Consider the following 26171-nt stretch of genomic DNA (forward strand, 5'->3'; position numbering starts at 1 on the left):
CGTCCAATCAAATTTGCGGCGGGTACGGTTGCCCCGGGGGTGTACTCGACCGACGCGTAGGTTGCACCCGCGGATACAGGACAAGATTTCGGGGGCTGGGGATGATTCGAGATGACTATAGGGCGATTGACGTCGTGCGATTCTGGAGAGCTGTCGAGTTATTCAGTCCTCAATCGGTACCCAAACCAGATCCCACCGAACCCAATTTTCCGGTAGAACTCATCCGAGACGACCGCCCCCTGCCGTGGGAATGCGGCCATCGACTGCACGCGCCCCCAACACGAAAAGGTTTCACTCGCCGACACACGATCTACCTCGGCATATATCGGATCGACGATGTTTGGAAGTCATTGGACGGGATCCTCGACCCTGGTGCCGAGAATTTCGATCCGCGACCGAGTGGCGAGTGTGCACTCGCCGCAATAGTCGTGGATGAACAAGGTTGCTATGTAACAGAATCCGGTGTGATGTCCAGTCTTGCATGGGCTGCCGGCCGCGCATTCAACCCGGGCCCGAAATGCCGCGGTTGGCTCGATGGATTCGACCAAATGGCAGAAAAGTTCAATCTCGCCGTCGCTGATGTTCTCAGCCACACGGAATTCGTCGACGATCAACTACCTTTCGACCACGACACCCTTGAAGTGCTGAGAGTGCGTTGTGCAGCGTTACTCGGAGCCGAAAGCCTCGGCATCAACGTCAACACAATCCGAATTGCATCACGTGAAGTTGCAACGCCCGCTGACGAAGGACAAGGCGACTTCCTGAACAGCTTTATCGCCAACGACCTCGCACATGTTGTCGAGCACATGAATACTGGCAACACTGGCCAAGGTCTCACGCAGTATCTCACCGAGGACGCTGCGATCAACCACACGCAACGAGTCGACCTTCGTACGAACGTCAGCGCAACGCTCAACGGTTGCAGACCCGCCGCAACCCCGCCAGGTCGGTGGCCTAGTCCGTTGGACCAACCACTCGCGCTGAGTCAGCAGTTTGCAGTGAATGCGATTATGGGCGAATTAAACAGCTCTGCGGGGATATTCGCGGTGAACGGCCCGCCTGGAACAGGCAAAACAACTCTCCTCAAGGATCTGGTCGCTGGAATCGTTGTTGAGCGCGCGCAACGAATCGCAGCCCTCATCCACCCCCGCGACGCCTTTGTCTCGAACTCGCCACATCGCTGGAACTCCGGCGACTACCCGCGAACTGTCCAACGATGGAACAGTGCATTTCACGGATTCGAGATCGTCGTCGCTTCCTCGAACAACGGTGCCGTCGAGAATATCAGCAACGAAATACCTTTGGTCGGAAAGCTCGCTGCATGCACTGACGATGCTGACTACTTCGCAGAGATCGCAACCGACTTACTGAACGTCGACAACGCGCCAGGTCCGCAAGCAGAACCCCAGACTGCGTGGGCGCTGTTGGCTGCGCGACTCGGAAAGAAGTCGAACCGTACTCGCTTCGTCGACACACTCTGGTTCGACAAAAAGATAAAATCCGCCGACGATCACACGCGACTCGGACTTCAGTCCATGTTGAAAGAGCTCGAGATTCGCGGACCCGAGCGGCCATGGCTTGATGCGACCAACGCGTTCAAGAAGGTTCACGACAATGTCACTAAAGCCATGCATGAACGTGACCGGGCCTACTCGACGTGGAATGACCTCATCACGTTGGAAAAACAGCTCCCAAATACTGTTCGCCGGCTCGACATCGAAAACACTCGTCTCGCTACGGCGGCTGCCGCCGAACAGGAATGCGCCGAAATTCTTCGCCGTGAACTCAACGGCCGTCAACACTTCGAGGAAGAGTTGCGCCGCCATGCCGAACGGCGCGGGCAGTGGTGGCAACGCCTCGGTAAGACCGCCCGTGCCCAGCACCGCCAGTGGCTGACTCAACTGAGCCAACTCACCGCGCATCTAGGTCGATACGAACATGCCTACACACAGGCCTGGACCGACCACCAAGCAGCCTCCGCGACATTGGTCGGCACCCAAAATGACAACTATATCGTTGCCGCGGAACTGCACTCACTCACCACGCACATCGCACATCTCAACCTCACTATGGCGGAGTACCGCACTCGATGGGGCGACGCAGTGCCGAACCCAGAACTTCTCGAGGACCCGCAGCGCCGCGAGAAATCAGCATTATGGGCCGATCAAGAAGTCAACGAACTTCGATCGCAGTTGTTCGTCGCCGCACTCGAGTTGCATCGCGAGTTCCTCGGCCACGTACCGAAGCAGATGAGGCAGAGCCTTCATGGCGCCATGGACGTCGTGGGAGGTTCCGCGCCCAAGGACCTCGCTCCAGATATTGTTGCCGACGCCTGGCGTGCCTTGTTCTTTCTGGTGCCGCTGGTCTCCACAACGTTCGCGTCGTTCGACCGGGTATTCCGCGGACTCGACGCGGCAAGTCTCGGTTGGCTACTCATCGACGAAGCCGGGCAGTCGACGCCGCAGAATCCCGTCGGCGCGATCTGGCGATCACAGCGGACCGTCATAGTTGGTGATCCTTTGCAACTCGAACCCGTGGTCACGATCCCGTTTCGCGCTCAGCAGGCCGTTCGTCAGGAGTTCGGCGCGAGTGAAACATGGTTACCTGCACATGCTTCGGCGCAATCGATCGCAGACCGCCTGAACCGATGGGGAACAACCCTCAACAGTTCTGACGGGCCGATCTGGGTGGGCGCACCACTGCGAGTACACAGGCGATGTAAGGATCCTATGTTCACTGTCGTGAACGAGATCGCCTATGCCGGAACGATGGTTCACGGTGGAAACCCCAAGCCTCAGGACCCTCTTCGGCCTTCTCAATGGCTCGACGTCACGGGTCCCGCAGTAGGGCATTTCGTGCAGGCGGAGTACATACTTCTACTGCGGTGCCTAGAGTCATTGGTCGCTGAAGGCCAACCGATGAGCGAAGTGATCGTTATCAGCCCCTTCCGTGATGTAGCACGCAGACTCACCAACCTCCCAGAGAAATACCCGGGCATCAAGGCCGGAACAGTCCACACCGCGCAAGGCAAAGAGGCCGATATAGTCTTTCTCGTCTTGGGTGGAGACCCGTCAAAGGCCGGCGCGAAACGATGGGCGTCGTCGAAGCCCAATCTGCTCAATGTGGCTGTCAGCCGGGCGAAGCTGCGACTGTATGTAATCGGGGACCGCGCGGCGTGGTCTCAGCACGCGCGATTCGACGTTCTTGCCCGGGAGTTGGACCGAACCGGGGCCGCATGATCTGATCATCAGTCACTGCGTTTATCCCGAGTGGCCGACAAGCCGTGACTGGCCGAGCACGTCATTGTCGACGAGGCAAAAGATTTGCACGCCACTCATTGGGCCCTGCTGCGCGCGTTGGTCAATGAAAGGCCCAATGATCTTTTCATTACGGAGGATTCTCACCAGAGGATCTACGGACGTCCTGTGGCCCTATCGCGACTCGGCGTCAAGATCGTCGGTCGCGCACGCCGACTCACACTCGGTTACCGGACCACCGCACAAAACCTCAATTTTGCCGTCGGCATCCTGGCTGGAGCCGAGTACAAGGACCTCGAAACTGGCACCGAATCAACCGCGGAATATCGCTCGGCACGCAGCGGACCGATACCGAAGATGGTCGAATGCACTAATCAGAGCGACGAGCTCGACCAGGTGGCGCAGCACGTCTACGAATGGATCGAAGACGGAATCGTTCCCGAGACGATCGCAGTTCTCACTCGCAGCCATGATGACCGACTTCGATTCGTCGACGCGTTGGAAGAGCGAAGCGTGGAGACACGGGCCTTGGACAGCAATCCCCAACTCCTGGATACGTGCAGGTCCTGACTATGCACCGCTCGAAGGGTATGGAGTTTTCCCGCGTCGTGCTCGCCAGTGTCGATGACGCCAACATCCCGTCTGCGGCATCGTCGAAGGCTGCAACACCCGAAGATCGTGAGGAAGCTCTTCTGCGGGAACGCTCACTGCTCTACGTCGCCGCAAGCCGCGCCCGCGACGAATTAATCGTCACGTGGAGCGGCCAGAGATCTGAACTGCTAGGCAAGATCTAGGTCAGTCCTCGTCCACCTCGACGCCGTAATCGACTGCCATGACGCCGAGGTCGTGGTTGTGTCCCTGGCCTACTGCCCGGAGACGCCAGACGTCGCCGCGGCGGTAGATCTCGGCGAGCACCATGGTTCGTTCGACAGTTCCAAGATCGAGCACAAATGTGGCAAATGTTCCGTCGGGACCATCAACGCAGACCGATACGGCACCCAAATCGCCGAAGGTCCGTTCACCGTCCACTGCAGCCGCGATTACAACACGCTTGCATTCGGCAGGCAGAGAGTCGAGATCTGCACGAATACTCTGCTCGCTGTCCCCGTCGACGGAAAGCTCCACTGCGCCGTCCTCATCCACGGTGTTGTTGTAGAAGACAAAATCCTGATCGGAATCAACCTTGTTCGCGCCGTCCAAGAGGAAGGCAACTACGTCAACGTCGAATTCGTCGCCGACATTCTCGGCCCGCCAAGCAACATTGATCGACCACGTCGGCTGAGCTACAGGGAGATCAACAACCTCGCCCCGCATCAAAATCGGTGCAGACAAGCGTGATTCGAGCTTCATGTGTGCCGGAACAGCGCCCGAAACCAGGGACTCGTTGACATCGGATTCCTTGATCTGCGGAAGCCCTCGTTCGATGACCCGTGCCATTCGTTTGTCAGACTCTGCGCCCTCCAACACCAAGACCTCGGTGACAGCGGTTGTCAGGTTGAGAGACGGCCTGGCACCCAATTGGAGAATGCGCGACCGCATGATCACACCGTCGAGGTGATTGCCACCAAGAATGAGCACGCGACGACCCTGCCACGCCTTCGCCTTCCGATTCGCGAGAGGCGATGCGGCTGCAATCATCGCGGGACGTGCAACGGAGTTCGGCTCAGCGGGGCGCGATTGTGCCGGCACGACGATCTCCGGAACCAGAGCGACTGCACGCTCAGGCTCGACGATCTCCGGAACGAGAACGACTTCCGGTGCCGCAGGGAATACTGGCACTTCAACCGGATCGATGACGACGGTGCCACCGTTCTTGAGCTCACCAGGGAGTGCACGTACCAACAACTCTTCGAGTTGCTGCTCCGAGATAACGGGAATCCCGTCTGCACCGGCCTTACGCACCTTGCTGCTCTGCGATGCCGCGTTGTCGCACACCACAACGCTGGTCTGGCGGCTCACCGAATTCATGACATCGAGTCCAGCCTCCGTGAGGCGAGCGGCCAATTTGATTCGAGGAGTTTGCGTCGACCCGCTAATCACGACCTTCATACCCTGAACCAAGCCGTACGCCATATTCAGGCGTCCAGGATTGGTGAACGACGACGGCACCCGCTTGATCTGATCAGGATAAACTGCGACGCGGCGATCCTTGCAACTGACTACAGGGAGCGGGAGCTGCAGAGAATCTGCCAGGGATGCACTCCGCCCGAAGATCTCGACAAGCACGCGGGCATCGTCGTACGCGTCATGTGCGTTGAGTTGCTCGATCTTCCAGTACTCGGCCAACGTTCCGAGCCTGTGGTTGGGCACGTCGAGTTCCAGACGGCGCGACAGTGCCAATGTACAGAGGCGTTTTTCGATCGGAGTTCCGAAGCCAGCTCGCTGAAACTCTGCGTCCAAGAAGCCGTAGTCGAATGACGCGTTGTGAGCCACCATGGTCCGGCCCGAGAGCAACTCACCGAATTCCTCGGCGACGTCTTCGAAACGCGGCGCACCGGCCAAGCGGTCGGGAGTGAGGTTGTGAACGTGGACGGGCCCCGGATCGCATCCCGGATTGAGCAGCGTCGAGAACTGGCGCTCTACCGATCCATCCTCACGCAGGACTAATGCGGCGATGCTGAGCACACGATGCGACGCCGACCGCATTCCTGACGTCTCGACATCGAGAACGACCCAGCGGTGGTCCGCAGGCAGACAAAGCGTCTCGGCGTGGCTCAACGCACTAGTCATCGAAATTCCTCCATCAGAAAACTATGCAAGAGATATTGTCAAGACCTGTGGATGAGGGTGTTTCAGGCGACCTCCGTTTCGCTTGATTCGTCGGGCTCAGCGGGTGAGATGTCGATGGGTCGTTCGAGCAGCTTGCCTTTGTGGAACACCGCGCCGGCACGGACCAGCGCGACCAGATGGGGGGCGTTGACCGCCCGCCAGCGGGCTTGTGCGGCGTCGATCAGCTTGTAGGCCATGGCAATCCCCGCTGCGCGTGACCCAGGGCCCTTGGTGACCTTGGTTCGCAACCGCACGGTCGCAAACGTCGATTCGATCGGATTCGTAGTGCGCAAGTGGATCCAGTGCTCGGCCGGGTACCGGTAGAACTCCAGGAGCACGTCGGCGTCGTCGACGATCTTGGCGACCGCCTTGGGGTACTTCGCGCCGTAATCTACCTCGAAGGCCTTGATCGCGACCTGGGCCTTGTCGATGTCCTCGGCGTTGTAGATTTCCCGCATCGCCGCGGTCGCACCTGGATGAGCCGACTTGGGCAGCGCAGCAAGCACATTGGCCTGCTTGTGAAACCAGCAGCGCTGTTCACGGGTATCCGGAAACACCTCCCGCAGTGCCTTCCAGAACCCCAGCGCCCCATCACCGACGGCCAGCACCGGGGCGGTCATCCCGCGGCGTCGGCATGAGCGCAGCAGATCAGCCCACGACTCTGTGGACTCCCGGAACCCATCGGTGAGCGCGACGAGCTCCTTGCGGCCGTCGGCGCGGACGCCGATCATCACGAGCAAGCACAGCTTCTCCTGCTCCAGGCGGACCTTGAGATGGATGCCGTCGACCCATAGGTACACGAAATCGGTGCCCGAGAGATCCCGGTCGGCGAAGGCCTTCGCCTCGTCCTGCCATTGCGCGGTCAGCCGGGTGATCGTCGAGGCCGACAGCCCGGCACCAGTGCCGAGGAACTGCTCCAACGCCGCACCGAAGTCGCCGCTGGACAGCCCGTGCAGGTACAGCAGCGGCAACACCTCGGTCATCTGCGGGGACTTGCGTGACCACGCCGGCAGGATCGCCGAGGAAAACCGTTGCCGTTCACCGGTCTCGGCGTCGACACGGCGGTCGTTGACCCGCGGTGCGGTCACCGTCACCGCCCCCGCCGCGGTGAGCACGTCACGCTCGTGGTGATAGCCGTTGCGGACCACCAGCCGCCGGCCGTGCTCATCGAGATGCTCGGCGAACTGCTCGATGTATGCGGCGACTTCGGCGGCCAACGCCGCCGCGAGCATCTGCCGGGCACCGTCGCGAACGATCTCGTCAAGCAACGACCGACCAACACCGCTGTCGTCGTTGGAGGATTGCTGATCCTGAACTACCGTGAGCATGGGCGTACCTTCCCGAACCAGCGCGCCAACGCCGGTCCTGATCAGAGCTGATGGAATTTCAGATCATTCCCGGGAAGGTGCGCCCACTCACGCCGCCTCGCCGAGAACCATCCACAGGTTCTGATCATTGCTCACTATGCAAACGATCGGCTCGGTGGTCGATTGACATCGACATCATTCCTGAACCGTCCGACAAAATCGTATTACGAGATACTGACAGTCTGTTGGCCCTATCGAAATGGCCCGATCAAAAACCGTCCGGAAGCGGCCCCCGCACTAATCTAGCGAACACTCATAGCAATCTTGCGTTTGGAATCAGATGAAAGTTGAGTCTCGATAAAGTCGTTCAACCGTTCCGGCGTCGTTTCGACGCGGAGCGCGACTTCCAGGATCGACCATGTGTCGTAGTTATCTTGTTCTCCGAAAGTTATGACACCGACTCCATGCTCCGCTGCAACACTTCGCACTGACAACAAGTCATCGGCCAAGGAATCTCGGCGCACCTGTGGAATATGCAGCAATACATAGGCATGGGTGGCACTCCTCCTGTGCGCTAGCGCCTCGTAAACCGCCGTAACATTGATCTGATCAGCAGTCTTGACCTCGAATGACACCACTTCGATGTACTTGCCTGGGAGGTAGTCGTACTCCTTCAGATTGATGGCGACGATGTCAGGGCGGGTCCAGCGACCGCCGGTGGAGCGCCTCCCTTGGTCCGAGGTATCTTCGACAACAATCGAATTCGAGCGAGTCTCGCGGCTCCATGATTCACGAAGCGTGTCGACAAGTGGGCCGTACAGGTGACGTTCTCTAACCCGCGCGGGAATACGCACCCCACCAACCGATTCAATGACCTGGCCTGCGAGTTCAATTCCATCGACTTGGTCCGGCGCGCGGCGCAGAGTTCCCCCACCACCAAGCCCCGCAATCGCGGCCTGTTTCCGGATCAACCCTTCACGAGTTTCCCAGTATTTTGTCTTCCTCCAACGTAGAGCTTTTCGGGTAGTGATATTCCCCTGGGCAGATCCGTCCTCAGGCAATGCTTGGTAGAGCGTGTATTCGTCGGTATTCAACTGAAAGTCGATCACTGCGGTCTCCAATACGAGAGGAAATTAGGACATCTCTGTTTGAAGTGAAATCAGCGGAACGCACTCCCCTTCGAGGTCAGTGCCTTCACGCGCTCGACAGTCCAGATCGCAAGCACATCCACCTTGCGCTTGCGACCCGTCTCCTTGTGCGTATCCATTTCCTGTTCCGCAATGATGTCCTTGATACCGTCTGCGTCGAGTGCCGAAAGACGCTCCAAGAGAGCCTCTTCCCCATCGAGCTTGAAGACCTCGAACGGGTCGAAAGCCCCCGGCTCCCGCTTCACCTTCGGAGCCGCCGCACGACGGCGCGGCGCCGGTACTGGGGCAGCTACTGCAGCGGCGGATCCATCGGCCGGAACCGCAAAAGCCTCTTCGATTGCCTTCGCGAAACGCGGGGTACGGGCAGCTTCCTCCGCGACTACCTGAACCAGCTTGGCCAGCAACACCGATGCCGAGGCATTAGTTGCACCCAACTTCAAGAGCGCAGCACCGGTCTCCTGAACCTGCACCCGACGACGCGCCTCATCGATACCCGCACTCATAGCTTCGCCTGCGCTTCCGTGAGAATGTTCTGCGTAATTGCACGCATCTGATCGAACTGACCTGCATTGCCGTACTTCACCTTCAAAGTGCTGTACGGGTGAAACTCCGCCGACGCGGCAATCTGATTCGACTCCGCGAGATATTCCGGCAATACGTGAGGGACGTTGGGATCGCGTCGAAGATTTCGCACAGTCGTACGGTGCACCGCTGAGTTGGACTTGTACTTGGTGATCACCAGACCAAGTTCGAAGAGTTCCCGACCAAGTTCCTTGCCGAACTTCGCGATGTGCGTCTGGATCTGCGGAATGCCGTACGTGGAGAGCACATCCGGGATCGTGGGGATCACGTAGCCGTCAGCCATGGCCAATCCGTTGAGTGTGATCGGCCCGAGATTCGGCGGGCAATCGATCAGGACGTAGTCGTAGTACGGCATCACCGGTGCGACGGCATCCCTCAACAATTCGACCGGCTTGGTGGAGTTCCGATCAGCAACCCGAAGGGCACTGATCTCCTCCTGCAGCTCGATCAAATCGAGAGATGAGGGAAGCAGATCCACACCCGTCACTCGCTTGACCGGCGAGACTCCGCGCTGAATCGAGGCTTCGAGATCGAAGTTCGACGTGCCATCGACGGCGTCGCGGAAAATGGTTGCGCTGGTCAGCCCTTGCTTGTTGAGTTCGAGCCAGTGATCCTCACTGATCATCATCGTCGTCAGATTGATCTGCGCATCGAGGTCGATCAGCAGCACGCGCTGACCGAATTCGAGCGACATGAACTCGGCCAACCCCGCGGTGATCGTCGTCTTACCGACGCCGCCCTTGAGGTTGATCGTCGCAATCGTCTTAGCCATCAGAACCCATTCCTGTCTCCCACCACAACACACCTAGTTCGCATCGACGATCGCCCCTGTCCCTGACTGCTTCACCCGAAAACCGATTCGCCCCAACGGCTCCGCCGCGTGCGGAAGCGCGTACGAGAACAACGTCGCAAAATCGCGCGAGTCCACGGGACCAGCCTGTGCCCGTTTCAACTGACGAGGAGCCGGATCGTTCGCAAATACCAGAATCAATGCACCGCGAGTCTTCCGATGAAGAGCACGCGCAAGCGGTCCACCGTTCTTCTTCGGGCTGCCCGCAATGTGCTCGATCGCATCGCGCTCACGGACGGCCGTACCGGTGAAACCTGTTCGGTACTCGCGTTCCTGACGCTTGCGATTGACGATCGGAAGTTTCTCGTGCCAACCCTTGATCTCGATCGGCTCCCGGGTCTTGGGGTACGGCAGCAGAACTGCGAAGTCTTCGAGCAATCCGGATTCGATTGCGGTCGAGAGCGCTTCGCGGTGGGGACCGAAATCCCACCCGTTCGCCCACTCGAATCGGTCCACAGCGGCCAGCACCACATGGGCAGGGACGATGCCGTATCGCGCAGAGAACGATCGCGAAACATCATCCTTGTCAACGAAATTGAAGGACCCTGTTTCGCCCAACGACTTCAATAATGGTGCAACCGCGTCGAAGTGCCGGGCGTTGATCGAACCGTCGCCTCGCGGGGGCTGCATCGTGAAACTGAAACTTTCACCGCCCATACCGCGATAAACCAGATCGGCGTTGAACATCTTGTTTCGAGCCGTTGGCCTCAGCCACGGTAACTGCTGAAACACCATCGGCGGCACATCGCGTGGAGTGACCCACGGTTCGCCCTTCTCGTTCACGCCGCTGAACCTGGTGAGCTCGTTCCGGAACTCCTGCTCGTCCCGAACGATCGCCTCGAATGCCTTGTACATGTCGTAGTCCGCGCCGGCGGGTCCGCCCACCGTGCGGCCGATGAACAGGCGCACCAGGTCTCGGTACCCGGGGCGGAATCCGAACCAGCGTCCCATCTGCATCAACGTGTCAGCTTGGCCCGTTCGACGCGTGTAATAAGTGATGGTCAGGCCCTCGACTGTGAAGCCGCGACTCAGCTTTGTTCCGCCGACAAGGATCTTCCATACTCCCCGTTCCTGGAAGTCAAGGGAATCCTGTTTGTAGTCCTTCTCGGCCGCCCCGTTGACCACGATGACGGGGCTGGTTCCCTCGGAAATCTTGTCGTAGGCGGCGCCGATGAACTCCTCCAGCTCACCGAACGAGCTGGGATTAGCCAACTCGCTACCACGCGCAGCACTCACCACAGCAAAGTCCTCGGCCCAGAGCTTTTCCAGCCTCGAGAGACTCTTAGCCTGGCTGTACCCCGCCGACTTCCACAAGGCCTTGAAGTCGTCGGCTACGGCGTCATGCTCGGCCTGCTTCACCGATTCGTGCACCAGCATCGTGTGGTGCCGATACGGCTTGGCGCCCTTCGATTCCCGGAATAGCTTGATCGCCCCCGTCAGGACAAACGAGTCGAGCGCTCGCAACTGCTCGGCTGAGCGATCCTCGTCGCACTCGGCCCGGAGATCCCGTACGTACGCTTTCTGGTTCGAATTGGCCGGAGTCTTGTCGTCGTCTTCGAGATCGTCTAGATCGTGGAAGTCCGCACCACCCATGTACGGGCCGGGCCGCTCGAGACTGACGATGAAGTCCGAAGGAAAGACGTTGACGCTGTCTTCCGGATCGACAAACACATTGGCAAAAGGTGTTGCGGTGTAACCGATGTACTGGGCACGCTCGAGTCGACCGAGGATCTCAGCAATCTGACCGTTGATCGCCGTCCGCTCGACCTGCTCGGTTTTCATCTTCTTCGGATCGATCGTGTTCACCGATGCCTGATCGGCTTCGTCGTCGATGATCAGGGCAGGAATCTGATCGAGTTCGGTCGGCACTTTCTTCAGATCGGCCACCAGCTTCTTGAGGCTGGAGACGTTCTTCTTCACGACCGCGATGCGAATATTGCTGGGGTACAGATTCTTCGGATCATTCAGCGGAAGGGAGTGATCCACGGTTTCGAAGTGCAGTGCGCTCAGGCCCGCGAGCAGGCTCTTGTAGTCAAAGGTCGAGGTGGTGAGTCGACGGATAGCCGGGATTTCATTGGTCTTGTTCGGATCGATTTCGTGTTCGAGAAAGTTCCCGTTTCGCCAGTCCTCGTCGTTGGCGTAGTCGTCATCCACGCCTGCACTGATGTTTTGACGACCGACCAATTCCATGTCGAGGCGTCGCTGAGTCTGGCTCCGGAGAATCTCGATAGTGCCGGTCAGAACGATGACCAAGCGGTACCCAGCGTCGATCGCCTTGGCCACTACGCCACTGAAATTCGCCGTCTTCCCGCTCTGGACGTAGCCGACCACCAAACCTTTGGACTGATACGGCTCGGGCCGCGTCGGATCCGCAAGCCGGTGCACAACCTCAGTGGTTGCAATGTCCAGCTTTCCGATTGTCGCCTCGTCCCAGTTCTTGTCGGCTAGAACTCGCTTGTAAGCGCGCCAATAGAAGTCGTGCTCGCGCCGGCGCTCGGAGGTGTACCAGGGGTCCCACGGCTGCTGAGCAGCAATGACAACCGGCCCACCTTCGCGAGGGAAGTGCGCATCCATCTCGGCGTGGGTGTCGACCGGCAATCCCAACAAGTCGTAGATCCGAGCTCGCCGTTCCGGGCTCTGCGGAACAGTCGAGCCTACCCACGTCTCAACACTTTCCGCATCCCACTGCCGGAGACGCGAGGTGAGCGCCGTTCGTACACCGACAGCACTGTCGTCGAGGAACACATCGATGATGTCCGCGATGGTCAGGCCGTCCGGATAGCTCGCTCGCAGGCGCGCGTTCACCGGGTACAGCACGTTCTCGGGCGGAAACCCGTCACCGAGTTCACGTGCAACCGCACGGAATACTTCATCACTCACTGCACTACCTGCTCCCGGTGCGCTGCCACTGCGGAAATCAACACTTCCTGCCACGCCTGCATCTTTTCCCTCTGACGAGCGCCGATTCTCGTTCCTTCGAACATCTCACTCACCAACAGGAAGACAAGCGTCTTGAGCACCGGAGCATCAGCCGGGTCGAGACTGCGACGTCCGAGCAGATCACGCCGAAAACGCGCATTGATCCACAAAGTCCGAGTCTTGAGGTCGACTTCGAAGAACTGATCACGCGCCAAGGCTCGCCAACCCACAGCAACAGGATCATCACCGACGCTGAATTCGAAGGCGTCGCTGAAGGAATCGAGCACGTCTTCCGGAAAGCCGGATGCCGGCTCGATGACGCTGATCGGCCGAGGTGCAGAACTTCGGGCTGCCCGCACGACGCGCTCGGCATCGATCAGATACGAACGGAATCCACCGTTGCAATCCGTGAAGACGGCCCCGTCGACGGCAGCCGACGCAGTGGCGTCGAGCGTCACCCCCGATTTCTCGGGATTGATGGTGATGTGCTGCAGCAGAGAATCGTTCAGATCGACAGCAATTCGTGCCAATCCGTAGTCCGGTCGGCCCCGCACTATCGCGTTCCAGCCGCCGATCTGCAGGAGTCGATCGTGCCGATAGAAGTAGAGCCCCTGCTGGTCGCGGCCGGGGGCGCCGTGGATGCGAAATTCCGGTGCATTGCTCCGGGCGGGCCACAGGTGAGCTTCGGCGGTTACTGTGGCACCGGCGATCGACACGGTAAGTGTCCGAGGGTAGTTGGGGTCGCCGGTGCGCGGATACCGGAACGGGTCGATGGCACTGACTGTGCGCAGCGCGCCGGCGCGTCCCGCTTCGACGTCGAAGACATCCACAGTCAGAGCGATCCGGCCGGATTCGATGAGACGGTGAAATACGACGCCGAGGTGACTGCGCACGTCGTTGATGGTCTGTTCGAGCCAGCTGGTCTGCTCGTCCGCGTGCGCGGACATGAGAAATGTTGTGATGCCGCGCCATTCGACAACACTTCCGGTGTCGAAGGGAAAGCGGGGCGTGACTGCGTCGAAGAATTCTTCGGCTTGCCGGTCCTCGATCACCGAAACTGACTGACGCCCCTGCACTGAGGCCGAGTCGATCTCGCGGCCCTGCGTCGGGTGCCCGGACTTTCGAGACCACACTCGGAGCAACCGAGCCTGACTCAACGACGCCGCCTTCATCCCTACACCGAAATGACCCAGGTCCCCGGCGGCATAGTCGCGTCGGCGGCCGTAGGTCATCGCGGAATCAATGGTGTCACTGTCCATGCCGGAGCCGTTGTCGATCACCATCATCGACACGATCCGTGTGCCGTCCTGAACGAACCTGATCAGCACGTGGGAGGCCTCGGCGTCGAGGCTGTTGTCGATCAGATCGGCGAGCGCTGTCGCGATGGTGTGGTGCAATCCGATGGCGCCGGCGAGGGACTCGTCCGCAGCAAGGATCTTGGTGCCCACTATGCGGGTGTCCGCGACGTCAGTCATGGGATGCATCCTTACCCTCTACCTCGTCGATTTCGGATGCTTCGCCGCGCCTCCATGCCGCCTCCAGGAAGTCCAAAACCACGTCTTCACCACGATCTTCGTACGCGCGCAGTATCTTTCGTGGACGGTCTTCGCCGTCCAGACACACGGCTTCGGCGAGAATCCGCACCACATGTCTCTCGGCAGTTCGCAATGGCTCGCGATTGCCAACCTCTGCAAGTGCCTGACGTAGTGGGTCGATGTCAGAGTGAACGATCGCCGGTCGGACCACGCGGAAGGTTCCGTCTTGCCACAGCTCGAGCAACACGTCTTCGCCCTCCACAGCGGAGAGTTCACGCAGGAATCGGCGGATAGTGCCGAACGTCGGCTGCGCTCCGGTCCACCGAACTGCTTGAACGCCGAGGTGGCTCTCCAACTCGATGGTCTCACCGCGCACACAGCCGGCAGCGACTGCAACACCGGCGGGTACAGCAAATCCGGAGCCCCGCAGATGATCTGCGGTCACAGTCAGTCGATACCGCCACGTACTACCTGACCGGTACAGGCGGCGAGTCAACTCTGGCGTCTTCGCAGTGTTGCGTGTCCGCTTGCGCCGGACTATCCCGTCACCACCAATGTTGAACTCACTGGCTTCTTCAGCCTCTCCCGAAGAAACCGGTTCCTCCCCAACGGAATCCGCGCTTCCCCAGGCGTGCAGCCGCCACACTGCGCCGTCGAGCGCCACGCGATCGTCGGCCTCGAGCGCGCGCTCGATCGACCGCTCACTGCGATCGGACTTCAGTAAGTCCACTAGCTCGACGACGGACTTCGGCGATCCGACGGCTTCGAGCGCGCCGACTGCCAGATCGGAGATCCGACGCGCACGCGTCAGCGCAGACTCCGCCACAACGACAACGCCGCACCACGCAAGCCACTTCTCCAGTTCGCCGCGTGACATCGACACCACTTCGGCGACGTCGTCGAGTGCAACCACACCGTTCGGGGACTCAAAGTCCTCGAGCAAGGTCTGAGTCCGCTTCTTGGCCTCCGCGACGCCCGGAGCGGCAGCCCAACCGTCAGTCACCTCGAAGTAGTCGTCGAGACGGTCCAGAACCAACCACAGCGGAACTCCGTAACCAGGCACCTCCGCCGCGATGCTCGGATGCACGTCGAGGAGGCGATCAAGCGAAGCTACCGGCTGAATCTCGACCCGCAGGCTGGCAAGCAGGTTCCCCACCGCCGTCCCGAATCCGCACGCCGCGTTGAGTTTGGCTTTCACGTCGGCCTCGATCTGCCCGACTCGCCCCGAGCCCACACCGAGCTTGGCTCCGATCGCTCCCCTGCGCTGCGGAACTCGCGCCACGATCCGCTCACGCAACACCAACGACTCCCGCTCATCCAGCTGCGAGAAGAGATTGTCGATCTCGTCCATCGCGTCGGTACGGTCCGTGTCGGGCAAGTCGTTCGGCGTCAGAGCCGAGATCCGGGCGGCAACTTCCTGAATCGAGGCCGGAGATTCGTCGTCGATCTCGACGGTGACGAGTGGTCTGCTGTCCTGACCTCGGACCCGTCGCCACATAGCAAGCTGAGCGAGATCGTCGAGCAGCGCTGTGATCGCGGGTGGGGCACCTGCTTCCTCATTGGCCTCGACGCGGGCGAGCGGAGTCGTCATGACCGCACAGACCAACAGGTTGAGCACTATGTCGTGCACCGTCTGTTCGCTCGTTCCGCGCACGCCGAAGATCTCAGCGGTCGTGTGCATCAGCAGTCCGCCGATTGCTTTGTCGGTGGTGAGCCGAGACAGTGCAGTCACTGCGCGAGTATCGAGACTCAACACCTCCAGCGGGAGATCTTCACCAAGTAGCGGAAAGCTCGCTCTTAATACCGCTGCCGCGTGGTGAGCGATGTAGAGGGACGCCAGCTCGGAGAGAACCTTCTCGAGATCGACCTCGAGAACAGTGAACGACGGCGCTTCGCTGAACCACCAATCAGGTGACGGTGCCAGCGGCTCGAGCAGCGCAGCACGATCGGATACGTAGTCGTCCAGCCAAGGAAACAGATCGACCCACAGCGTCTGACTCAGCTCGTTCGCGGGAAGCGAGTTCACACCCAACGTCAACGCACTACTCCCACTCACGGATACCTTCATTGCGGTCAAAACCGACCGCGATGTCGGTAACAAGTTACTGCAGCTCGTGAGCGGTCGCAGCGCCGGACCCGCTTACCCGACAGTCAGACTTCTCCGCTCAGTCGACGGCGGTGAAACCCTTCACCCGATCTTTGTCGGCCGAGGTCCACAGCGTCGTCGACAGTTCCGCCTTCACCAGCGGGATGACCTCTTCCGCAAAGCAGCGCAAAGTGTCCTTCTGCTGCTCGAAGTCGAGCACGTGATTGACCGACACCGATTGGAAATCGTGGCCGTAGCTCTGGTGGTAATCGAGGATCTTCTCGGCGACTCGCTCAGACGACCCGACCAACGCCGGCCCGCGATCGACGGCCTCTTCGATGGTCCGGAAACTCGTCGACTTTCCGACAGCTTTGGGATCGTGCTTGCGTTTGTCGGCCTGCGCAACGGCGCCTTCGTAGATCGGACGGAACTCTTCGATCGCTTGTTCGGTCGTGTCGGCGAGGAACAATCCGCCCGAACCCGATCCGACGTACGCCTTGGACGGGTCGTGCCCGTACGCCAGGTACTGCTCGCGGTAGTGGTCGATCAGCACTTTGTAGTTCTCACGAGGCTGGAAGGCGTTGGCGGTGACGATGGGGTCGCCCCACTTCGCCGCGAGTTCGACGGCCTCGAACGAGGTAGCCGATCCGTGCCAGATACGGAACGGGCCGTCGAAAGGACGCGGTAACGTCGTCGCGTCCTCGAGCGAAGGCCGGTGCGTTCCCACCCACTTGACGTTTTCCTCGCTGATCAGCAGTTTGAGGAGTTCGTAGTTCTCGGTGAGGTACTCGTACTGCTTGGTGATGTCCAGACCGAGGAGCGGGTATTGAAGAACCTCGTTGCCCTTGCCGATCACGATCTCGAGGCGTCCCCGGCTGAGTTGATCGATGGTTCCGAAATCTTCGGCGACTCGGATCGGGTCGAGTAGCGACAGGACGGTGACACCTGTAGACAGCAGGATTCTGTCCGTGGCCTGCGCAATCGCCCCCAAAACGACGGTTGGCGCCGACGAAAGAACCGGCCCGGCATGGCGCTCACCCACCGAGAACGAATCGATACCCAGTTCTTCGGCGAGAACGGCCAGTTCGACGACGCGGTTGAGCCGATCGGACGGGGCAACTTCCTCGCCGGTCACTGGATGGGGTGGGTTGAAAATGATGTCCAGAACCTGAAAACGCATGACCCGTCTTTCTCGATAACCGCACAGCGCGCCTGTCCCTCGGAGGCTAGTGCGCGACTCGTCGACGGATCCGCCATCCGAGGACGCCCCTGACACGACGAGATCACGAAAAACCCTATTCAACAACTACTTTCGAATCAATGGCACTATTCGGTCAATAAAACTCTCCCCGATCCGAAGTCGCCCGAAAACATGCCGAACTCCCGCCAGGCAGGACCTGTGTCACCAACCAAACGAGCGCACGGTAAACATGAAGTACTAAGAGTGCGTTCCCTTATCGTTAAGAGGTACTTGTTATGAACGGTGCGGCGGCCATCGGTGATGGCATATTCCAGATTCCTGTCCCGATCACGGACAACCCGCTCGGGCACACGCTCGTCTACGCCATGGAATCCCCCGGCGGACTGATCTTGGTCGACGCTGGCTGGGGTGACGACAACGGCTGGCAGGGCCTCAACGCGGGGCTCGCCGAGATCGGGCATTCGGTGACCGACATCGAGGGCGTCGTGGTCACGCACTTCCATCCGGACCACACCGGACTGTGCGGACGGGTCCGCGAGGCATCCGGCGCCTGGATCGCCATGCACGAGGACGACCACTACCTGTTCGATCAGATGGCCACTGCGCGTAACGAGGAGTGGATGGCGTACCAGCTCGACAACATGAAACGTGCCGGAGCGCCCGCAGCTGACCGTGATGCCTTCCGACTGGCTGCCGCGGGTGAGTCTCCGGTGGGCCCCGAGTCGGCTCCCGACCGCCTTCTCGCGGACGACGAGATCATCGCACTCACCGGCCGAGGCCTCCGCGTTGTCTACACCCCCGGCCACACGCCTGGTCACGTCTGCTTCTACCTCGACGACGCCGACGTCATGTTCACCGGCGACCACGTCCTGCAGAAGACGACACCGCACGTCGGCAATTTCGTGTACCCCCTCGACGAGCGTGACGCCCTCGCCGATTTCCTCGACTCGCTCGCACGGGTGCAGAACATGAACATCACCCGCGGTCTCGGCGCTCACGGCATTCCGATCGACGACGTCGGAGGTCGCGCCGGCGAGTTGATCGAGCATCACCAGGAGCGACTCGATCATTTGCTCCAGGAGTTCGCCGACGACAAGCTCACCGTGTGGGACGTCGCGGCAAAGATGAAGTGGTACAAGCCGTGGGCCGAGATCTCCCCGATGGGAAAGACGATGGCGTTGTCCGAAGGTGCAGCTCACCTTCGCCATCTGGTTGCCCGAGAACAGGTCTCTCAGGTTCCCGGCTCCGAGCCCGCGCTCTTCGCCCGCTCGATCTGAAAGATCAGGGCCGACAAGCACTCCGCTCGTCGGCCCTGATCTCTATTCCGCTTCGGCCTGATCGACTATTCGGGTCGACGCCGATCGCGGGACCACCACCACCGGAACCGGTGAGTACCGCACGATCTTCGCCGCCCGACTGCCGAGGAACACCCGCGCCAGTGGACCTGCCTTGCTCGAGCCGACAGTCAGAACGTCACCTCGATCCCACTCGACGCCCTCGAGCGCCTCAGCCCAGTTACGACCATGGCTGATAACCGATTCCATGACGTCGGGTATTTCGGGCAGTGCACGCACGCGCTCGAAGGCAGCGTTGGTCTCACGCTCGACCACCTCGGCCCACTCAGAGATGATCGGTGAATCCCCCTCGGTCCCGAGTGTGGTCGTGTACTGCGCGTTCGCACGAACTGCAAACGCCGCCAGCCTGAGTCCGGCATCGACACGCGCAGCCACGGTCGCGGCGGCGAGCACCAGATCGTCTTGATCGGGTGTGCCCGAGTATGCGGCGGTGACGCGGCGAACCACCTCACCGGGCTTGGTTCGAAATCCCCTCGGCGCCAGGGCGACCGGAACGTCGGAGCTGTGCAGCAAGCGTGAGGTGACACTGCCGAGAGCCACATGACCGAACACCCCGTCGGTCGACGAATCCAGGACGATCATCTTGGCTTCGTGCTCGTGAACGAGATCAAGTAGGCCACTCGACGTCGACTGAGCCTCATGCACGACATAGGTCACGTCGACGTCCGAGGGCATGTCGGCCCGCGCTTTCGCCAGCGCCGCTTCGGCTTCGGCTCGCAACTGCTGGTGGTATTCGGCGTCGACCCGCGCCATTCCGGGCGGTGGCGGCGAGGGAATCACCGCGCAGATCACCAGCGGTTCACCGGACGAGCGCGCCAACAGCGTTGCAAGATGGACGGTTCCGGAACTGTCACCGTCGGGTGCGTATCCCGCGAGCAGCGTCATGACTCGGACTCCGATCCCAATTCGGCGCGGTTCTTCGCACCGAGGCGCGAGTGCTTCATACCGTAGGCGAAGTACCAGATGATCGCGACGGTCACCCAGACGAGGAACACGTAGATCGTGACGGTTCGGAGGTCCTTGATGATCCACAGGCAGCCCAGGATCGAGAGGATCGGCGTCACCGGATAGCCGGGAACTTTGAAGCTGCGCGGCAGGTCCGGGTCACTGCGCCGCAGGATGATGACCCCGACCGAAACCACGAGGAAGGCCACCAGGGTTCCGATGCTGGTCATTTCGGCGAGGAAGTTGATGGGAATGAAACCGGCCAGAATGCTGATGACGACGCAAACGATGATGGTGTTGGGCACCGGCGTCAGAGTCCGCGGGTTCACCTTGTGGAAAATCGACGGAATCATGCCGTCGCGTGACATCGCGAACAAAATACGGGTCTGACCGTAGATGACCACGAGCGTGACGCTGCAGATCGAGATCACCGCACCGGCGGCCAGAAGCGTTCCCGGCCAGGTAGATCCGGTCACCTGTTCGAGGATCGCGGACAGTCCGGCTTCCTGACCTTCGAACGATGCGGAATCCTGTGCACCGATCGCGACGGCGACAACGGCGATGTAGATCGCGGTGACGGACACGAGTGCAATGAGGATCGCAAGAGGGAGATTGCGACGTGGGTTCTTCACTTCTTCGCCGGCGGTGGACACGGCGTCGAGGCCGATGTACGAGAAGAAGATGATTCCGGCGGCGGACATGACGCCACTGAATCCGAACGGTGCGAAGTCGGCGAAGTGATTGCTGTTCCATCCGGCGATGCCGACCACGATGAAGAGCAGCAGAATTGCGAGTTTGATCGAGACCATGATGGCGTTGGCCTTGGCCGATTCACTGGCGCCGCGAATGAGCAGAACACCGCACAGGCACACCAGGATCACTGCGGGCAGATTGATGATGCCGCCCTGCTCCGGCGCTTGTGACAACGCGTCGGGAATCTGGAACCCGAAGAGGTTGCCCAGTAACTGGTTCAAGTATTGCGACCATCCGACGGACACCGCCGCGGCCGAGACTCCGTACTCGAGAAGCAGACACGCGCCGACGGCCATGGCCGGAAGCTCTCCGAGCGTCGCGTAAGCGTAGGAATACGACGAGCCCGACGCCGGGACAGCTCCGGCCAACTCCGCGTAACAAATCGCTGTGAGTCCCGCGACGACACCGGCAACAACGAAGGAGATGATCACTGCCGGACCGGCAACCGGGACCGCCTGCGAGAGGACGAAGAAAATACCGGTGCCGATCGTGGCGCCGATGCCGAACATGGACAACTGCGCCAAACCGATACTGCGGGTCAGCTCACCGCCGTTGGTATCTGCGCCGGTCTCCTGGTCTATCTGCAAAGCCGGCTTGCGCCGAAGTACGTGTTTGACGAGAGTAGCCATCGACGCTCCTCTAGAGTGCCTGGTAGGAAACTGTTGTATCCTCATACTGCACGTAAGTGTCCTGCGACACAACAGTTGGAGCAAAGTTGCCCAGCTCACGCCAACCGTCCGGTCTGGAATGCCCGGATCGTAAACCGCCTTCGGAGAAAACGGGGAGATCATGACCGGACCGACCATCACCGTCGACCTGCGTCGTATCGAACAGAATGCGCGCGTCCTCGTCGAAGCGTCCAATGCCAAGGGTATTGCGGTGGCGGGCGTCAGCAAATCTACATGTGGCTCCCCCAAAGTGGCGCGAGCAATGGTCCGCGGCGGCGTCGCACAGATCGCCGACTCCCGCCTGGACAACCTGGCCCGCATCCGCCGCGACGGCATCACCGTTCCCCTGATGCTGATCCGCGCACCGTCGTTGAACGAGATCGACGACACGATCCGCTACGCGGACATCAGCCTCAACTCGGAGTTGACGACGATTGTTGCTCTGGGCAGAGCAGCACGGGCGCGAGGAGTAATCCACGACATCGTGCTGATGATCGACCTCGGAGATCTCCGCGAAGGGATCCTGCCGGCGGAGGCGTTGGATGTAGTCGCCGAAATCCTTCCCATCGAGGGCATCAGACTGATCGGAATCGGCGCGAATCTCGCGTGCGTCGGCGGCATCCAGCCAACCGTCGACAACCTGTCGAATCTGGTCTACATTGCCGACGAAATCACGAAGCGGTTCTCGATCGAACTGCCGATCGTTTCCGGCGGCAATACGTTCTCTCTGCCACTCCTCGAGACCGGAACGATGCCCGAGGGGATCAACCATCTGCGTTTGGGTGCCAGCATCGTTCTGGCCGAATCACCGACTCCCCCCGGACTGTACGAACTGCTGAACAACGACGCCTTCACTCTCACCGCGGACATCATCGAGGCCAAGATCAAGCCGTCGCGGCCGTATGGAGTCTCAGGCGAAGACGCGTTCGGCCGACGCCCCGTCTTCGACAACGAGGACAAGCCGAGCCGACGCCTGATCTTGTCCATCGGCCGCGAAGACATCTCGCCGGAAGGCTTGACCCCGATAGATCCGCGCCTGAAAGTGATCAGCGCCAGCAGCGATCACCTCCTCGTCGACGCCGGAGAAACAGGTGACGAATACCGACTGGGTGGCACGGTCGACTTCACGATCGACTACGGCGCGCTCTTGATGGCAATGACATCGCCCTACGTCGAAAAGCGATACGTTCTGGGCACCGAACCGATCGATGCCAATGCGACCGTCGAATTGATCGACCTCGAAACTACCGGCCTGGCAAGCCATCTCCTCGATCACGGTCTACGTGAGGACATGTCCGGAATCGGTTTCGACTGCATTCAAGCAGAGAATGCCGCCGCGGATCTCACAACGCTGCCGCTGTGGCTCACTGCCGAAGCCTGGCAGAACACCAGAATTCCGATCGCCACCGAACCTGGAACCGATTTGGGCGCAATCATTTTCGCTTCACACGGTGACATCGAACAATTGCTGTCGTCGGCGGCGGATCTGCACGGCCCCAGTTTGGAGAACACCGTCTTGGTGGGCGTCAAGAACGCCACGGTCGATCACAAGCGCGCACTCGACGAGTACGGGGTATTGCTGGTGACGATCGACGAGATCGATCGCCATGGCATGGCGGCCTTGATGCCTCGCGTTCTCGCCGCGGCGGGCCAGGGTGTGAACGGCGTCCACGTCCATTTCGACATGGACATCATCGACGGACGTGTTCTCGGAGTCGACGACACGACACATCTGGGCGGCCTCACATTCCGAGAAGCGCACCTCGCCGCCGAATTCATCAGCGAGACCGGCCTGACGAGATCGATTTCGATCGGCAGCGTTGCGGCAGCGGATTCCGATCCTCTCGGCCGTCAGGCGATCTTCGTCGACGGACTGGTTGCATCGCTGCTCGGGCGCAAGGTGGTCAAAGCCTGACGTTGTCGGCAGCCCTTGCGAGAATCGTTCGATGATCACGCGGAGCTCCGGTCAGCACGTATTCATCGCACTCGGCACGCCATGGATCGATGCCGTGGTCGCGTTTCTCGAACCCCGGGCCCGTGTCGATCCCTGGATCATGCACGGAAAGATGGTCATCGGTGACCTGCTGGTCACGGTTCTCGACACCACTCCTCGCACGCTGCTCTGCATCGAAACCGTGGCTGCGCCGTTCGACGGCACGTCGCGGATGGAAGTCGATGAACGCCCGTACGAACTCCACGGTTTGCCCACCGTTCCAGAACTCGAACAACGATGCTCCATCACGTTTCCCACGGATCCAGGGCCGGTCGACGACGCACTGGCCGACCGGATTCTCACGGCCGGCCAGTCACACTATGCGCACTACTTCGGCGACATCGACACGCTGGATCCGACGTCCACAGCTGCCCACGCCCGAACGTTGATGAACGAGAGGGGAAACTGCACAGGTTGCCGCTCACCGCTACCGTTGCGAATGTTCAACAGCGGCGATCGCCTTCACTTTCATTCCGCATCACGGATCTTCAGGCAGGCTGAACCTGGTGACGACTACCCAGCCGTCCTGTGCCGCAAGTGCACCGGAAGGATGGCCACGTCCGGGCACACCAACTTCATCGACTACATGCTGTCGAAGAATCCGTCGTGCCCACTCTGCGGTGCACACAGAACCGCTCAGTGTTCCCCGGGGATGCCGGTCCATCCATTCGATCACCTACCGTGGCTCGCCGGAACAGGCTGCGTCGTGGGACCGGACACCCCGGAATGGACGTGCCGAGCATGCAATCACTCATGGGGACAGATGTTCCCGCCGGATCACCCGCAGCACGACTGATCAGTTCGCGACAAAGCCGGGAAGCCGATCGATGTCCGCGATGATCGAATACTCCGCGGCGTCACCCTGGAGGATTCGACTCTGCTCGCCGTGGACGTCGACGGGGACGTCGCCGGCCAATGTCACACGGTGCACACTGCGGGCCTGAGTCCCGTAGTCGGCGATACCGTAATGCTGAGTCGCCTGGTTGTCCCAGATCGCCAGGTCGCCGGCCGACCAGTTCCATCGAACAGTGTTTTCCAACTTGATGATTCGTGCCTGCAGGATCTGGTAAAGAGCGACCGACTCTGACGGCTTGAGCCCGACGAACTCCTTGAAGAAGTGACCGAGCAGGAGGGTCTTCTCCCCCGTCGCCGGATGGATACGCACCACCGGGTGTTCGGTCTCGTAGATCTCACGGGTGAATTCGGCGTAGTAGGCCTGGCGCTGCGCGTCCACCGGGTTCGCCTGATCGACAACCTCGGCATAGTCGTAGGCATTGGTGTGAACGGCCCGCAAATTCTCGACCAAGACTTTGAGCGAAGGCGGCAGTTGGTCGTACGCAGCGGTGGTCGACGCCCACGTGGTCGCTCCGCCGTACTCGGGAATGGTCGTCGCTCGCAGAATCGAGGCTTTCGGAATGCGGTCGACAAACGTCACGTCCGTGTGCCAGCTGTTGGCGGCACGGTCGAGCACCAACAGCTTGTCGCCCCTGGACTTCACCGTCGGATGCGGGGTGGTCTGGGTGCCGAGGGTTCCGGCGAATTCGTACTGCGACGTGTCGTCGAGATGATGCTGCCCACGGAAGAACACAACCTTGTGCGCTGCCAGCGCATAGTTGATCGCGTAGGCGGTCTCTTCGGACAGATCCCCAGAGAGGTGTACGCCGTCGATGCGGGCGCCGATCAGCTCACCGACCTTGTGGACAGTGATTCCGCCGGCAGCGTAGATCTGCTCCGGGGTCTGGGTGACACGTTCGAGTTCGGTGACGGACATGGCGATCTCCTGTGAGTCGGTCAAGCCTACGGGCGCGGCAGTCGTCATGGCGCCGCCTACTGTGAACACTCAATCATTTACGCTGCGGGCTCGAATACGGTTGAACTCGAGGTGATCTCAAAGTTCGCCGCTCCCTCGCCAGAGAATATTGCCGCTCACTGGGACGAGGCCGTCGTCGTTGTCGTCATGAGCTGTAGCGTGCGATCTGCCGCACCCACGTCTACGGAGGACAGCATGCAACCCGAGGGCCCTGCCGAACAGATTCGTTCAACGCTCGCTCGCATCGCGCATCTTGCCGATACCGGCTCGGTCGAGGATTACGTGGAGCAGTTCACGCGCGAGGCCGAATGGAACATGCCGGCCAATCCCGATCGCGGTATCCCCGCACAGGTACGACGTGGCCGTGAAGAAATTGCTGCTGGAGTTCGCGAGCGTCGCGCGGCCGGCATTCAAGGGCCTGGCACGTTCACACGTCACGTCACCACGGCGATCGCCGTGGACGTGACGTCGGAAACTACAGCCCGCGCGGATGCGGTGTGGACGTTCTACGTCGACACGACCACAACCCCCAAGCTCAGCGGCGTCGGGAGCTACGCGGACGAGTTCGAACTCGAAGATGGGCGGTGGCGACTCTCGCGACGGGTGATTTCGCGCGGCTGACGCTCAGTCTTCTTCGCCGGTGATCGCCTCACACCAGTCTTCGACCTGATCGATCCCCTCTTCCGTCCATTCCGGGCTCATGTCTTCGAGTGCATCGAAGACAACCTCGCAGGTCAGCATCTCCGGTGAACCCTCCGACCCCGCTGCCTCGGTTCGCTCCGCAGACGCTGTCGCAACTGGGCCGGCGGCCAGCGCAACCGCCATCGCGCCTGTTCCGACCATCGCTTTCACACGCATCGGTTCTCCTCCTTCACTCTCGCTTCGGTCCTCGGGGTACCCGACTCGCCCCGCGCTACCCATCGCCGTCACTCATGTCCGACTTTCGGCGCCGACGGCATAGACTGAGCTCGTCGCCACCACGCTCTCGCAGCG

At 60.6% G+C, this 26171-nt stretch carries 18 protein-coding genes and 1 pseudogene; 6 read left to right on the forward strand and 13 right to left on the reverse strand.

All coding sequences use genetic code 11. The annotated features are described in order from the left end of the window. The first annotated feature begins 467 nt into the window (after positions 1-467). The gene (locus tag RHP72_RS19465) at positions 468-3239 is read left to right on the forward strand and encodes an ATP-binding protein (protein WP_172436608.1); all 2772 of its coding nucleotides are present in this window, start codon (positions 468-470) and stop codon (positions 3237-3239) included. Between the two features lie 48 nt (positions 3240-3287). Further along, positions 3288-4051 (forward strand): annotated as a pseudogene (locus RHP72_RS19470) (3'-5' exonuclease); the annotation flags it as partial. Between the two features lies 1 nt (position 4052). Here RHP72_RS19470 and RHP72_RS19475 read toward each other — a convergent pair. From RHP72_RS19475 to RHP72_RS19515, 9 genes are all read right to left on the reverse strand, one after another. Beyond that, positions 4053-5987, reverse strand: coding sequence for a TerD family protein (locus RHP72_RS19475; protein WP_161121786.1), 1935 nt, complete (start codon positions 5985-5987; stop codon positions 4053-4055). Between the two features lie 62 nt (positions 5988-6049). After that, positions 6050-7354, reverse strand: a complete 1305-nt coding sequence (locus tag RHP72_RS19480; RefSeq protein WP_042927240.1) for an IS256-like element ISRer3 family transposase — start codon at positions 7352-7354, stop codon at positions 6050-6052. A gap of 281 nt (positions 7355-7635) precedes the next feature. Next, a complete protein-coding gene (locus tag RHP72_RS19485) occupies positions 7636-8442 on the reverse strand; it encodes a hypothetical protein (RefSeq protein WP_161121785.1) in 807 nt (268 codons plus the stop codon). Positions 8443-8492: 50 nt separating this feature from the next. Further along, a complete protein-coding gene (locus RHP72_RS19490) occupies positions 8493-8984 on the reverse strand; it encodes a hypothetical protein (protein WP_095971505.1) in 492 nt (163 codons plus the stop codon). Then, positions 8981-9835 carry a ParA family protein gene (locus RHP72_RS19495; protein ID WP_003940667.1) on the reverse strand — a complete coding sequence of 285 codons (855 nt, stop codon included), beginning with the start codon at positions 9833-9835 and terminating at the stop codon, positions 8981-8983. Before RHP72_RS19495 ends, RHP72_RS19490 begins: the two co-directional genes overlap by 4 nt. A 33-nt stretch (positions 9836-9868) precedes the next feature. Next, the gene (locus RHP72_RS19500) at positions 9869-12793 is read right to left on the reverse strand and encodes a Z1 domain-containing protein (RefSeq protein ID WP_311093715.1); all 2925 of its coding nucleotides are present in this window, start codon (positions 12791-12793) and stop codon (positions 9869-9871) included. After that, positions 12790-14307 carry an ATP-binding protein gene (locus tag RHP72_RS19505; protein WP_311093716.1) on the reverse strand — a complete coding sequence of 506 codons (1518 nt, stop codon included), beginning with the start codon at positions 14305-14307 and terminating at the stop codon, positions 12790-12792. Before RHP72_RS19505 ends, RHP72_RS19500 begins: the two co-directional genes overlap by 4 nt. Then, a complete protein-coding gene (locus tag RHP72_RS19510; protein WP_230358890.1) occupies positions 14300-16423 on the reverse strand; it encodes a hypothetical protein in 2124 nt (707 codons plus the stop codon). The genes RHP72_RS19505 and RHP72_RS19510 overlap by 8 nt, the downstream gene beginning before the upstream one ends. A 109-nt stretch (positions 16424-16532) precedes the next feature. Beyond that, complete coding sequence (locus RHP72_RS19515; RefSeq protein ID WP_311093717.1) at positions 16533-17633, reverse strand: LLM class flavin-dependent oxidoreductase; 1101 nt, start codon at positions 17631-17633, stop codon at positions 16533-16535. A 296-nt stretch (positions 17634-17929) separates the two neighbouring features. Between RHP72_RS19515 and RHP72_RS19520 the strand changes: the two genes are divergently transcribed. Next, positions 17930-18931: an MBL fold metallo-hydrolase gene (locus RHP72_RS19520; protein WP_083059546.1), complete on the forward strand. Its 1002-nt coding sequence runs from the start codon at positions 17930-17932 to the stop codon at positions 18929-18931. A 42-nt stretch (positions 18932-18973) separates the two neighbouring features. On the opposite strand, the gene RHP72_RS19525 is transcribed toward RHP72_RS19520, so the two are convergent. Both RHP72_RS19525 and RHP72_RS19530 read right to left on the reverse strand, forming a co-directional pair. Next, positions 18974-19894, reverse strand: a complete 921-nt coding sequence (locus tag RHP72_RS19525) for a universal stress protein (RefSeq protein WP_083059549.1) — start codon at positions 19892-19894, stop codon at positions 18974-18976. Then, positions 19891-21336, reverse strand: coding sequence for an amino acid permease (locus tag RHP72_RS19530; protein ID WP_007729264.1), 1446 nt, complete (start codon positions 21334-21336; stop codon positions 19891-19893). Before RHP72_RS19530 ends, RHP72_RS19525 begins: the two co-directional genes overlap by 4 nt. A 160-nt stretch (positions 21337-21496) precedes the next feature. Between RHP72_RS19530 and RHP72_RS19535 the strand changes: the two genes are divergently transcribed. Beyond that, positions 21497-23290 carry an alanine racemase gene (locus RHP72_RS19535; protein WP_058227729.1) on the forward strand — a complete coding sequence of 598 codons (1794 nt, stop codon included), beginning with the start codon at positions 21497-21499 and terminating at the stop codon, positions 23288-23290. 31 nt (positions 23291-23321) lie between these two features. Then, positions 23322-24164, forward strand: a complete 843-nt coding sequence (locus tag RHP72_RS19540; RefSeq protein WP_083059551.1) for a hypothetical protein — start codon at positions 23322-23324, stop codon at positions 24162-24164. Here the strand turns inward: RHP72_RS19540 and RHP72_RS19545 are convergent, their stop codons facing one another. Then, entirely contained in the window at positions 24165-25139 is a 975-nt protein-coding gene (locus RHP72_RS19545; RefSeq protein WP_083059573.1) for a TauD/TfdA family dioxygenase, read from the reverse strand. 234 nt (positions 25140-25373) lie between these two features. Between RHP72_RS19545 and RHP72_RS19550 the strand changes: the two genes are divergently transcribed. Continuing rightward, on the forward strand, positions 25374-25799 hold the full coding sequence (locus tag RHP72_RS19550) for a nuclear transport factor 2 family protein (protein WP_083059576.1): 426 nt from the start codon (positions 25374-25376) through the stop codon (positions 25797-25799). Positions 25800-25802: 3 nt separating this feature from the next. Here the strand turns inward: RHP72_RS19550 and RHP72_RS19555 are convergent, their stop codons facing one another. Then, complete coding sequence (locus RHP72_RS19555; RefSeq protein WP_007729258.1) at positions 25803-26036, reverse strand: hypothetical protein; 234 nt, start codon at positions 26034-26036, stop codon at positions 25803-25805. Between the last annotated feature and the right edge of the window lie 135 nt (positions 26037-26171).

This window comes from Rhodococcus sp. SG20037, assembly GCF_031763325.1.
In the GTDB taxonomy this organism is placed as follows: Bacteria; Actinomycetota; Actinomycetes; order Mycobacteriales; family Mycobacteriaceae; genus Rhodococcus_F; species Rhodococcus_F qingshengii.